This is a genomic window from Paenibacillus sp. CMM36 (assembly GCF_053570945.1).
The window spans coordinates 49,956-62,650 of record NZ_JBSEDY010000019.1; the positions used below are offsets into that span (position 1 = coordinate 49,956).

Genomic DNA, 12,695 nt, shown 5'->3' on the forward strand with positions numbered 1-12,695 from the left:
TTAATCATTTTGGCTCATAAAGTTCTCAATCAGATTTCAAATTTGCTCCTTTCGGTGATTTAATGAACTTCATAAGCATTGGCTTGTAGGCGCCGTTCTGTCTCAGCAGAATGAATACCTTGTAACGTAAAAAACGTCATGCTGCACTCGTTACCCAGCATGACGTAGATTTTATATAGGACATGTTCCTCACAAAAAGTAATCGTTCGATTTATTCAGGGTAAACTTACCCACCGAGTATGAGAAGAATATTTGGTCGGGGTGAATGTTGAAAAGAGGATCAATGATTTACAGAATGAAGATTTATTTATCGTGCGGCGGGAAGAGCACACCTTAAAATGTCAAGCGAAAGTGCTACAGGTAATCTTTGTTGAATGTACAGCACCTGTTAGGAAATTCGCTGCTATGGAGTAGGGTTGAGAGTTGTGTATAAGATGTCGGTTAGCTTTGGCAGCTGCAAGAGCCAGGCTCTACAATATTTATCGAACTTAATACTAACTCGTAAATTCACATATTCTTCAATGCTTATAGGATGATTTTATCCTTTTATCATTACACAATACATAAGAGTGACTTTAAGTAAAGGAGTGGAGACTATGAACAGTAATAGTAAATTACGTTCGGAAATTGAATCTATGATACGACGAGATGCCTACAATGATAGCGAGTATATACAGCACCATGAGAAGTATTACGACATACTTTTTGATATTTTCTCTTCATTACGTAGAGATTATGAGAATAATTATAAGCACTTAAAGAAAATAGAATACATTGAGAAGAAGAATCTTCTTAAAATCTATAAAGATATTGTTGCGGGGAGAGGGAGAGAGGTTAGAGCAAGATACTATAAACTTCTTGAGGAAGAGACGAAGAAGCAAATAAGAAAGGGGCTTGGGGAAGAGACGATAGAACGTATTATTAAAAGAACAACTGATTATAATCAAAAATTATCTAAAGGTGTAAACACGCCACTAGAAGATTGTTTTGCAAAAAATATAGTCGATGAGGAAATTAGAACATATGAATGGAATTGCAGCACAAATAAGGTTAAACCATCAAAGAGTGTACTTCAAAAAGCCGATTTATACAGAATTTAAGAATGTTTCAACATGGAGGAGGCATCACTAAATAATCAGTGCTAATGGAACTGAGACTGAACTAGCTCTTTTTTTGAGTCTGTAAAATATATTGTGTAAACTCTCAACCCCATTAAAATGGAAGTAAGGGAAAGGTTGGGGAGAACACATGAGACTTTGGGCAAAGGAGAAACTTCGGGAATTTATTAAGGAGAGGAACTGTAAGATATTTTGTGTGAACATTTCACAGGGTGGACATGAACCTAGAAGGATTCTATACAGGCATTGTCTAGGCAATTTCCACGCCTTGAATGGCTCCCAAGCATGCCAAGCCGCTTAAGTTTGCGGTTAAACGGCTTGGAGGTATACTGAAACCCCTGGTCTGAATGGAGAATGACACCCTCCATGTTCGCGTTCTTACTTAGAACGTCTAGCGTCTCGCTAACTAGAGCAAGGTCATTTCGTTCCGAAAGACGCCAAGCCACGATTTCATTGTTAAACAGATCTTGAATGACAGAGAGATATACAAACCGATCTCCAGCTCGTATGTATGTAATATCGGTAACCAGCTTGGATAAAGGAGAATCTGCCTGAAATTGTCGATCTAATCGGTTGGCATTTACCACAGATGCCTGTTTGCCGAAAAAGCGCCGCTTTTTTCGAATGACGGAACGGATCCCTAATTTCTTCATTAGACGGTACACCTTTTTGTGATTGACCAAGATACCTTCTCTACGTAAAGCAACGGTCATACGCAGATAACCAAAATAGGGGTGAATCCGGTGGATCGACAACATATGCGATTCCAGAAGCTCTTCCTCTTGCTTACGCTGCTGGGTTGTTTGCTGAGTCTTTCTCCATTTATACTATCCTGCCCGAGAAACATGGGCTAATTCAAGTAACCATTTCAACGAATATCGTGTTCGCATTCCCTCAATAATTTCAAACCTTGCTTCTTTCCTCGTCACTCCTTGTGTAGATTTGGATACTGCTTTTTTATATATTCGATCTCCGCCCGTAGATACGCCATCTCCTCTTCCATACTGGAAAATTTCGTTTTGGGTCGTCCCTGCCTTGTGACCGTTGGCTGGAGGTTCTCCCCCGCTCGATATTTCATCACCCAGTTTTGCACTTGGGATTTATTACGAATGTCCAATTGTTTCGTCACTTCACGAATACTCATATGTTCTTCGTTCACCAACCGGACTGCCTCTATCTTCACATCTAAGGAGTATTGTCGGAATGATTGCCCCTTTTTAGCCATGAAAAATCCCCTCCGTTCAACAAGATTAAGTCCATCTTACCAGATGTCTTTTTTCTCTTGTCTACTAGAAGGGGATAATACCACTTTAAAGTTTTTTTATTTTTTTCTCCTTATGAAGAAACCAACTTATAGCGACAAAATGCGACATTTTTTTCATTAGGTCTATGGTATCATTACTATTGCTTTATTCTACAAATAAAAACGGTTCTTTAGAATCAAACTTTACTTGAGAATTAAGGGGAAAGTGGAATGAGGCGAGTTGCTAATAATGTCTTCTTTTTATGAAAGTTATTTATGTTGAAGATAATGAGCAGAAAACGGATCTCAGAAGAAGAATGTAGGTTGTATTTGGTCATGGTGTTTGGAAAGAAAAACATCATAAGACTCTATGAATTATTATGTTTCTTGGGAAGCAATTAAGAAAATATTAAATAAGCTAAGGGTGAGTCCAATATATAGTTCTAGGATAGAGATGTTCCCAGCAAAAAACGGAGATGCTTTTTTAGTTAGTTGTTATGGTGAGTCAAATGTAAATATTCTTATAGATTTGGCATACTCACATACTTATAGGAATTATGTAAGACCTGTTCTTAGAAAAATGAAAGAAAACAACGAGAGTTTAGAGTTAATGGTTGTTACGCATATAGATAAGGATCACATTGCAGGTGCAATATCTTTTTTAGAGGAAAACGGAAACAGTGAAGCTCCTAATGTAATTAAAGTAAAGGAAATTTGGCACAATAGTTATCGTCATTTATCAATAAGTCAACAGGAAAATCAATTAGACAGAGTTGATAAAGAACAGATTGAGCGAAAAGTTGGTTACATTGAAAGGGATTCAGATAATAGGGTTCCAGTAAGTGGGAAACAAGGTTCTAGACTTGCAGGTCATATATATTTAAATGGTTACAACTGGAATGGTCTATATAATGGTAATGCGGTTTCTTATAAAAAAAGTCCAATATCTCTGGGTAACGGGGAAGTTAAGCTCACAGTACTTTCTCCTACTGATATTGAACTTAAAGACCTAGAAAGAGTATGGAGTAAAGAACTGCATCGAACTTTTCCGGGAGTTCCTTTGACTTCGGATAAATGTTTTGATGACGCTGTAGAGTATGTATCCGAATATCTAAAACCAAAAGGGTTTGAAAACTATAGAAAAAATATATCGACAACAGGTTCTTTAAGAAAATTATCAGAGTCAAAATTTTTTGAAGATAGCGACGAAATTAATGCTAGCTCCATTACTTTTATCCTAGAACACCAGGGAAATAGAATGCTATTTTTAGGCGATTGTCCACCATCAATAATAATTCGTCAATTGCGTTCTCTGCACTCAGATACAGAACTACCAATTTACTTTGATTTGATCAAGATTTCCCACCATGGGAGTCAGTTTAATACGAATTTAGATCTTCTTAATATGATTGATTCAAGGAAATACTTAATATCTACTAACGGATCGGGACATGGGCACCCCGATGTGGAAACCTTAGCCAGAATAGTTGCTAGAGAATCTAATTTTACAAGATGCTTATATTTTTCGTATCCTACCCCTGCAGCAACATCATTTAATAGAGATGAATGGAAGAACGAGTATAAATATGAACTATACTTCCCAAATTTTGAAGAAAGTGTAATAGTACACTTGTAACTTAGGGGGAGAAATTAATGAATCAGAATGATTTTAAATCTATAGCCAAAGTGCATTGCGGAAATGAAAAAGGTACTGGGTTTCTAATAAATGAAAGAACCATGATAACTGCCAGACACGTTATTGATGATAGTTTTGGACCAGATGAACCGAAGCCTGTTTTTATTCAATACGGGAATCAAAATGAAGTAGAGGCATCGGTTATTTTCCCAAGTGGACCATTTAAAGGGATTGACGTTGCTATTTTGTCTTTATCTGAAGTTGAATATTTTCCTACGCTACCTCTAAGTGTACAAGCTCTGAATCTGGGAGAGGAGTGGGAAGGATTCGGGTTTCCTAGCACTCAAAGAGATAGAGGACAACATTTTAAGGGTAAGATATCCCAGGTCGATGTTTTTTGTATGCAAGAAGGTGATGCTGATCTGGATTTAATATGTGAAATACCTCAAATAACGGATCCAGGCTTCATAACCCATGGAGCCTCAGGATCGCCTATAGTAGTTAATGGTACAATAGTTGGAATAATGAAGGATCTGGCACCTGGTGGTATTATTGGAGCAACTTCGATTAAACGGTGTCTTCCAATACTTGAATTAATGGAAATATCCGTTTCTGTTCGAGATACAAGTTATATTCAAAGAGAAAGTTCAAGTGCTCGGAGTGTAGATAATAGATCAATCATTGACAGTACGTTCGATTCAGAAAAAGAAATTGTTATAGAATTAATTAAGGATTTTCCAGAAGAAACACATCCTTTCCTGATCGAGAGTTTGAGTCACACAATATATAGTATTTTAGAAACTGGTGCTGAAAAATTCGGAGTATTCCTTCAACGTTATAGACATCCTTTTAATACTGTTGGAGTTGAATCAGGTGTAGAACAATTTATGGAAATAATAACCATATTAAGATGCGGATTCAAGGAATTGAGTTTAATTCATGATGATATAAATGCCAATCTAAGTTTAGATGAACAAGAAGAAATATTTGCATACCTTATTTTCTCAACAAAAAGACATGCTAAAATGCCTGAACTTGTATTAGAACTGTTTCGTAAAAAAATATCAACACCGACAGGAAGAAGAGAATTGCGTCGTGGAGATGCTATATTCCCCTTCCCTTTAATATTAGACAACTTTAGCAGAAGTAAAAAAGCAAATTTATGTAGGAGATGTCAAAAAGAGTTTTCTTTTGAGGATATATTAATTGATTTTACTAAAGTTGATGAACAAGGATATTTTCAGGGATTAGAAGAAAATAACTACAAAAGTTTAAACGAAACAAAAATACTATGTGGTGATTGCATTCGAGGTTTACACAATCAAGTAAATAAAGTAGAAGATTTAGAGTCTTATGTCAGGGAGATGACTAATATTGATTGAAGAAATTCTAGGATTCTTTGAGACAAATGAATTTATAAAATTAGACCAGCTTCATTTTAACTACCTTAATGCAATTTATGTATCGCCAGAGCAGATATACGGCTTTATTCAATTTGATAACGAAGATGAGTTAAGGGGGGGATGGGAAAAAGCAGCTGATGAATTAGCTGTAAAACTGCAAAGTCGTTTGACTCAAGAGCTTAAAATGCTCAAATGGGATATCTATCTAATTATTGCAGTTATGCAAGATCAGATAGACACATCATTTAGGAAACTAATTGAAAATGATCGCCACTATTTTAGGAAAATTGTCATTACAAAAAATGACCATCCCTACATAAATAAAATTCCTTTTGTACTTGATTTAACTGACGACAAAGAACTACTTATTTTTGATGATAATGAATTTTTCGAACAATTCCGGGAATGCTTACGAGAATCTACATTAGTTAAGTTACCCCAAAATTTTTTTAAAGCGAGTGTAAGTGCTGATCAATTAATTAATTTTTTTAGTTCAATAACAAAAAAGGATGATTTAAATGAAAATTAGATCATTGGCAATATGTGGGTTTCGGGGGTTTTCTGGTGAAGCCTTTTTCCGATTTAATGATGCAAAGGTTATATTGCTTTATGGACCAAATGGACACGGAAAAACATCAGTGTTTGATGCTATTGAATGGGTACTTTCGGGAGAAATACACAGATTTAATCAAGCTACTGATGAAAGAAACAGAACACGATTTATTAGGAATTTGCATACTGATCAGTCCCAAGAAACGTATGTAGAAATAGAGCTAATTACTCAAAATAGAAAAATATACAAAGTGAAGAGAACATGTACAGCCAGACTCCAGGATAGTACGGACTATGGTAAACATCGACTAGAAATCCTATGTCCTGAACCCATAAATGGAAGTTTAAAGTTTATAGATCAGCGTGCAGAAGAGTTATTGAAATTATTATTAGTCAAAGAAGCATGGAGAGAGAAAGTCGAAGCTTCTCGTGGGCTGCATCTCACTCATATTTTGGGGCAAGAGAAATTGAATGAGTTTCTTCGAGGAATGAAAGATGGTGATAGATACGATTCTCTCTCGTTACTGTTTGGAACAGAGCATTTTATAAAGTATAGAGATGTATATAATGAACTGAACAAAAAGATAAGCGAGAGACTTCTGCAAGTAGAGGGTCAAATAACTGAAGGTAATCGCAAAATGAAAGAACTAAGTGAGTCGATTGATGAATTAAGCGGAAAGTTATCCGATCCAAATCAGAAAACATTAAGTCAGACTCTTAAGGAATATAAAGACAATTTCGAAGTTCCGGAGAATCAATTTGAATTAGAGGATTGGAGGGCCCTGGTACCATTAATTGAGAAAGAAAGAGAAACGCTAAAACTAAAAAGGTATGAGTTGGAAAATAAAGAACGACGTCTTAAAGATTTGGAAGAAATTAAAGTAGGGTGGCTCAAAGACAAAGAAATTGTAAAAATAGAATTTAGCAGATTAGAAAAATTTAAAAATCATCTTAATGATTACAATAAGCTAAAGTTAGTTTCATCCTTGATCAGTCGTTATGATCAATATGTGGATTTTATTAATTTCACTAAAAATAAAAATAAAGAAATCAAAGATTATCAACAGGAAATTGAGGCAATAGAAGCTTCAGTTCGTGTATCTGATAATTTCAATAAAGCTCTGTCAGAGAGCTTAGAAAACATAAGAAATAATAATCATGATGTGCTGAAGGACATCCTACTTGAACATGATGATTTAGAATTGAAAACAAAAACCTTCCAGCTTCTAAAATTTATTAGTGTAACCCAAATCTCTATTGGAAATTTATCGAGTATCCACGCTAGTACGAATACATCACTGAAACTTTTAGAAGAATCAATGCTAGAATTACGTGGAATAGATCAGAAATATAAGAAATTTCTTAGTAGTTTGTCTGATTACCTATCCGTAGATGATGAAATAAATAGTTGTCCCGCTTGTGGGACGGTGGGAATTAACAAGACATATTTACATCAACGAATTCAATATCAGCAAACCCAAATTCACGAAGAATTACCTTCGTTAGAAATGAAATTAAGAGAGATGAAAGAAGAGTTTGAAAAAGAGAAGCTTCAATTACATGAATTAAATTTGAATATAGAAAAGTCCTATTTTGAGATCAATGAGATTCTTAAAAGGGCTGAGGAAGCGATCCAGAATAAAAAAGATCGTATAGTTAAAATAGAAAAAGAAATAGTGAATTTAAGATCTCAAATAGGATTGAAAAATAAATTTATTCAAGAATATAATGAGGACTTACTAAAAATTGGTTTGAATGAAAACGTAGAAAATGATAAGGGTGAAATATTAAAGTTAGAGCAACAATTTGAAGCTAATTTAATTGCATTTACACCGAAAGAGAGAGCAAATTTGCCGCAAGAAATTAAAAGAGCTGAAGAACTGGTTATAAAATCCCGAGCTTCTGTTGAGGAGTTTGTAAGTAAGTTATTACTTGCAGGTGCACCCTCTCAGGCAAAACAGTGGAGCAATGAGGAAGTAGAAATTTATATTCAAGAGGCATTTAAAAGATTGCAGGAAAATAAAGAAAAGTTGGTTTACCTAGAATTAGTAATAATAAAGTCTATGACAGCAATTGAAAATGCTAAGGAAGAAATGCTATTAAAGACGCGTCAAGAGGAAATGAGGGTTCATCAAAAGCACTTAAATAGTTTAGAACAACAACAAAACGCAATCAGTAAGGATCAAGGGATTGTCAAGGATTTAATTAACAATGTAAAACCAGCTGTCGATAAATTAAATGAAAGGATGATTTCTGAATTATTTGACACGATTCAAAAAATTTTTTCTCGTATCAATTCGCATCCCGTATATCGACAAATAGATTTTTCTACGGAGTTAAGGCATAGGTCTTATAGATTGTTAATCTATGTATTAACTGGGTATCACGAGAAAAATGTTCAGGCTAATGCAACATATATATTCAGCTCAGCGCAAATTAATTCAATAGCCCTTTCTTTTTTTATGGCTATGGGTGTACACCAACGGTGGTCTAGGCTACAACTAATGGGTATGGACGATCCAATCCAGAGTATGGACGAGATAAATGTTTTATCATTAATTGATTTGATTCGTTTGTTTATGGAAAAATATAATAAGCAATTTATTATTTCAACTCATGACTTTAATTTCTACCAGATGATGCTAAGAAAATATAGGAATCAAGAAATTGCAGTAATTGAATACGAAGGATATAGCGAAAAAGGTCCTCTTATAAAGCAACAAGTTAATGAAAATGAAGAGCTAGAGAATGTATTAATTATACCGGCTGAAGAACCAATTTCGCTATCAAAGTTATTAGAACTTAATGATGTATCTTTGTAGTATGTTCATGCTTTAACTTTAGAATCTTACTATTTAAGTACTGACAAAACTCACAAATTTTATTCTTAACCCTACCTTTCAATTGCAATAATATAGGGGAATATCATGCCGGTAAGTTTGATTTCTAATGATTTAATACTATTGTGAGCTATGATTAACAGAACAGACCGACCCCTATGATTGTTGGGTATGCTAAGTCCGATGGATTCACGTAGGACAACGTAGTGAACGTAAATGTGATTAAAGATTCTCCTTGGAAACTACGCTTTCCGTACTATGTGGAGGTTTACAAGCAGCAGAGTAATCAATGCCCCGATCAAGTATGGTGTCCGTTTAGTCGATTTATATAAAACTTTGGGCAAGACAACATTTCCATCTTTGGGAAAACTGAAATGTGTCAGTCAGCGGACACTGAGAAGTATGCATTATAGGCGCTCCCATATTCGGAGTGCTCAAGAGGCGTATAATTTTTTAATGAATGAATTGGATAAACGATTTCGTACTTACGGAGAAATCACCTTGTAGTTAATTCTGTAATTTTTAGTATACGGGAGTAGAAAAAGCAACAAATAAGTTTTAGGAACTAACTTTAATGTAATTACAAGGTACAAACTTTAATGTCATTGAGTATAAAAAGAGTTTTTCTCAGATACCAACTATAATGTAACTTATAAAAGAGGCCAAAAATGTCAAAATGCTTGATATTACTGTATTTTTGAGGAACCAACTATAATGTAACTGAACATAATGTTGTGTACAGACAATAAAGTCATGTACTAGACATTAAAGTTGTGTACTATTATTAATGACAGATAACAAGAATATTTCTTCTTAGTAAGTATTTAACAAAAGCCCGATGAGCACGTATCATCGGGCTTTTTATTAAATTCAGAGGGTGACTGCTTAGGTTTCAATCAGAGCGAATATGAATTGCATAACAAGTCAAAAGCTTTTGAATCCTTTCCTGTTAGCGAAATCTGCGCAAATTCATTAAACCAAAGACTTAATCGGTGAACCGGCTGTATCCGTATAATGCACCTCGATGGCCAAGTCCGTTTCATGGTGGAGCAAACCGTCGATGACGTGTACGGCATCCCGAGTGTTCGTATTGATGACTTTCGTGTAGAAAATGGAAAATTGGTTGCTCATGAACCGATAAATCGTAGCTCTTTTTCCCGTCCCGTAATGGGGATTCGCATCACCGTGAAGCGTCGAAACTCCAATATGGACTTAAATTCCATCAATTGCATTATTTAACATACAAAAAGAGCAGCCAGTTTAGTTGCTCTTTTTGTATGTAAAACATATTGAGTTTTCATCAATTGAATCTCCTAATAGAGAATATTACTGTCCCATTTCCTTGTAGATTAATCAATTGTACATATTTTCCCCTTTAGAGGATACTCTCTACTAGAAGATAAGAATATAATCTTTTCGTCAAAATATTTATTAAAATAGTTGTTCGTTTTAAAATGAATATCAGGCTGATACCATTTAGAAAACCCATTTCGCTGAAACAACAAGGGCATACCCAATTGCTCGGATCGCTTCCCCTTTAAACCATCTCCAATGTTCAGCGAATCAATATATATTCGATCAACAATCCCCTGTAATCTTTTGGGGAAATCTGGCGTGAAGGGTAAAAGAGGAGAAATGGATGCCTGTGTAGCAATTCCTGCTGCATGGACATTTCTAAGAGCCTTTAAGCGCTGGTTGATCCCTGGAGCTAAAGGTGCAAAAAGTCGCTTTACATCTTCTCGGTCTGTTTCAATAGTCATAGAAACTAATAATTCACAACGTTGTTGCAATTCTAATAGTATATCGAGATCTCTAACCACCAGAGGACTTCTTGTTTGGATTTGAAGGAAATCTGGTGGAGATTCAATCATCTCCGTTAATATTTTTCTTGTGATCTCAACCTTACGCTCGATGGGTTGGTATGGATCTGTAGCAGTAGACATGAATATATTGATAGGCTTATTTCTTCGGCGAAGACTATTAATTTCTTTACTGTAGTTTTCAACAGCGTTAAGTTTAATATCAATCCATTCTCCCCAAGGAATATCTTTATATTTTTGAATGGGCATTTCTCTAACATAGCAATAACTACATCCAAAAGCACAACCACTGTAAGGATTCAAAGAGTGAGTAAATCCAACAGTAGATGCTCCTTTGGTTTCGCTCAAAATTTTTTTGCCATCGTATTATCAATCTGCATGTTAGATACCCCTTCATTTTAAATATTTACATAAATGAAATTCCGAATGAACAGAAACTCCCTCCACCAGTTCAACTGATAAAGGGAGTTTTAATTAATTATAATAAAAGGTGTGTGTATTTAGAACGCATCAAGACCCGATAAAATCCCAGGATGACGGACAAAAGACCAATGGGAATGTACTGTGCGCCATTCGCCATTAATTAAACGAAAAACTTAAGTAGTATTCCAACTTTTTTGAAGTTCTTCTTGTCCATCTTCTCCTGCTACGTAATTGTGTAAATTATAACTCAACACTGCCAAATCACCAGCTTCACTGACAGCGACATCTGGATTGAGATATTCACTCCGAATTATATTAGGATTTTTATAGCGTGACAAAATATGTTCTCTCACCGCTGAATTACCTACAATAAGTTTTTCAGCCACAGGATCGAAGTATGAAATATCATCACTGTAACTATCCAGGTATCCATAGCAGTCTCCTTGATTCCACCGTTCATTATTGGCGCGTTCTATATTCAATACAGTTTCAGCTACTTCTTTGATATTTACACTCATTTTTTTGCTCCTTTTTTTTAGATGTTGGAAGTTATATGATCATTTTAGGTCATTCAACACAAATGATAAAGGCAAAACCGGGAAAATAAATGATACTTTTCGGACATTCTACATTTTAAGTAAAGGAGGTTTATGTAGTGGTTCGCATATCAAAGCAGAAAATAAATATAGAACGTCTTAAATATCAACCTGTACTACCTTATCCATACGATGTAGAAATTTTTCGAGTCTCTGATCTTAAACAACGGACACCCAAAGAAAGGATGAGTGTAACTTATAGATATGAATTCTATATGCTTATATGTGTTACTCAAGGTGAGTGTATACAATGGGTCGATTTTGAGCCGATTTCCTGCAGCACAGGAACCTTTCTTGCCATATCCCCAGGTCAGGTTCATAATTTCGGACATGATGAGAATTGGGATGGTTGGATTATTTTGTTTCGTTCGGAGTTTCTTATACCTAACACATCAACATTAAATGAGCTTAAACTAGCTTTTGATTTTGAAAGGCTACCAAGCATTCTAAATTTAAATCATAATGAGTTGCGTCGTAGCATCGCTTCTATCGAACGAATGATCGAAGACTTGTTGATTGAAGGGACAGAAGAAGATATTCATATGTTGTTGCGTTACCAACTCTACGCATTTGTAACTTGGCTCAGTATTCTTCATAAATGCAAACGGATGAATGAAACAATAGATTCTCAAACATCGCTGCGTTTTATAAGCTTCCAGAAACTCGTTGAGAAATACTTCGCTAAGTTGAGCCATGTCAGTGAATACGCTACTCGCCTAAACTGCACGGAAAAAACTCTAACTCGAGCAACTATGGCAGCAGTTGGAATAAGTGCAAAGGCTTTCATTTCGGCCCGGATTAATCTTGAAGCAAAACGTCTGCTGATGCATACGGACTATTCTATTAGTGACATTGCGGAAAAGCTTAACTTCAAGGAAGCCACACACTTTAGTAAATTTTTCAAACGTGAAACAGGTTGTACGCCTGCAGAATTTCGACAGCAGCATCTTTGAAATTATTAACTTACTCGAGTGTCTACTACCTTTCATATTGAATAAAACACTAATTGTAGTTATATATAATGTCATCTTATGAACTCTTTTAAAATATGTTGTTTGAGGAAG

9 protein-coding genes and 2 pseudogenes are annotated in these 12,695 nt (G+C 35.2%); 6 read left to right on the forward strand and 5 right to left on the reverse strand.

Features of this window, described 5'->3' with window-relative positions; translation table 11 throughout:
* Positions 1-596 precede the first annotated feature (596 nt).
* Positions 597-1,100 carry a hypothetical protein gene (locus tag ACWA2B_RS24965; protein ID WP_449292746.1) on the forward strand — a complete coding sequence of 168 codons (504 nt, stop codon included), beginning with the start codon at positions 597-599 and terminating at the stop codon, positions 1,098-1,100.
* A 242-nt stretch (positions 1,101-1,342) separates the two neighbouring features.
* Here the strand turns inward: ACWA2B_RS24965 and ACWA2B_RS24970 are convergent.
* Positions 1,343-1,933, reverse strand: a pseudogene (locus ACWA2B_RS24970) (IS3 family transposase); the annotation flags it as partial.
* A gap of 110 nt (positions 1,934-2,043) precedes the next feature.
* Entirely contained in the window at positions 2,044-2,343 is a 300-nt protein-coding gene (locus ACWA2B_RS24975) for a transposase (protein WP_449292747.1), read from the reverse strand.
* A gap of 388 nt (positions 2,344-2,731) precedes the next feature.
* Here ACWA2B_RS24975 and ACWA2B_RS24980 point away from each other — a divergent pair, with 388 nt between their 5' ends.
* From ACWA2B_RS24980 to ACWA2B_RS24995, 4 genes are read left to right on the forward strand one after another with little or no spacing between them, the layout of a single operon-like run.
* Positions 2,732-3,997, forward strand: a complete 1,266-nt coding sequence (locus ACWA2B_RS24980; protein ID WP_449292748.1) for an MBL fold metallo-hydrolase — start codon at positions 2,732-2,734, stop codon at positions 3,995-3,997.
* Between the two features lie 17 nt (positions 3,998-4,014).
* Positions 4,015-5,379 carry an ABC-three component system protein gene (locus ACWA2B_RS24985; RefSeq protein ID WP_449292749.1) on the forward strand — a complete coding sequence of 455 codons (1,365 nt, stop codon included), beginning with the start codon at positions 4,015-4,017 and terminating at the stop codon, positions 5,377-5,379.
* The gene (locus tag ACWA2B_RS24990) at positions 5,372-5,929 is read left to right on the forward strand and encodes an ABC-three component system middle component 1 (protein ID WP_449292750.1); all 558 of its coding nucleotides are present in this window, start codon (positions 5,372-5,374) and stop codon (positions 5,927-5,929) included. Before ACWA2B_RS24985 ends, ACWA2B_RS24990 begins: the two co-directional genes overlap by 8 nt.
* Positions 5,919-8,774 carry an AAA family ATPase gene (locus ACWA2B_RS24995; protein ID WP_449292751.1) on the forward strand — a complete coding sequence of 952 codons (2,856 nt, stop codon included), beginning with the start codon at positions 5,919-5,921 and terminating at the stop codon, positions 8,772-8,774. Before ACWA2B_RS24990 ends, ACWA2B_RS24995 begins: the two co-directional genes overlap by 11 nt.
* A gap of 970 nt (positions 8,775-9,744) precedes the next feature.
* Here the strand turns inward: ACWA2B_RS24995 and ACWA2B_RS25000 are convergent.
* The 3 genes and pseudogenes from ACWA2B_RS25000 to ACWA2B_RS25010 form a co-directional block, all read right to left on the reverse strand.
* Positions 9,745-10,004, reverse strand: a pseudogene (locus tag ACWA2B_RS25000) (Tn3 family transposase); the annotation flags it as partial.
* 137 nt (positions 10,005-10,141) lie between these two features.
* Entirely contained in the window at positions 10,142-10,960 is an 819-nt protein-coding gene (locus tag ACWA2B_RS25005; RefSeq protein WP_449292752.1) for a radical SAM protein, read from the reverse strand.
* Between the two features lie 248 nt (positions 10,961-11,208).
* A complete protein-coding gene (locus ACWA2B_RS25010; RefSeq protein WP_449292753.1) occupies positions 11,209-11,553 on the reverse strand; it encodes a YybH family protein in 345 nt (114 codons plus the stop codon).
* Positions 11,554-11,690: 137 nt separating this feature from the next.
* Here ACWA2B_RS25010 and ACWA2B_RS25015 point away from each other — a divergent pair, with 137 nt between their 5' ends.
* Positions 11,691-12,584: a helix-turn-helix domain-containing protein gene (locus tag ACWA2B_RS25015; protein WP_322253074.1), complete on the forward strand. Its 894-nt coding sequence runs from the start codon at positions 11,691-11,693 to the stop codon at positions 12,582-12,584.
* Positions 12,585-12,695: the final 111 nt, after the last annotated feature.

Coding starts and splice junctions, on each gene's coding strand:
- ACWA2B_RS24965 (WP_449292746.1), top strand. CDS start 597: ATGAACAGTAATAGTAAATTACGTTCGGAAATTGAATCTATGATACGA.
- ACWA2B_RS24975 (WP_449292747.1), bottom strand. CDS start 2,343: ATGGCTAAAAAGGGGCAATCATTCCGACAATACTCCTTAGATGTGAAG.
- ACWA2B_RS24980 (WP_449292748.1), top strand. CDS start 2,732: ATGAATTATTATGTTTCTTGGGAAGCAATTAAGAAAATATTAAATAAG.
- ACWA2B_RS24985 (WP_449292749.1), top strand. CDS start 4,015: ATGAATCAGAATGATTTTAAATCTATAGCCAAAGTGCATTGCGGAAAT.
- ACWA2B_RS24995 (WP_449292751.1), top strand. CDS start 5,919: ATGAAAATTAGATCATTGGCAATATGTGGGTTTCGGGGGTTTTCTGGT.
- ACWA2B_RS25010 (WP_449292753.1), bottom strand. CDS start 11,553: ATGAGTGTAAATATCAAAGAAGTAGCTGAAACTGTATTGAATATAGAA.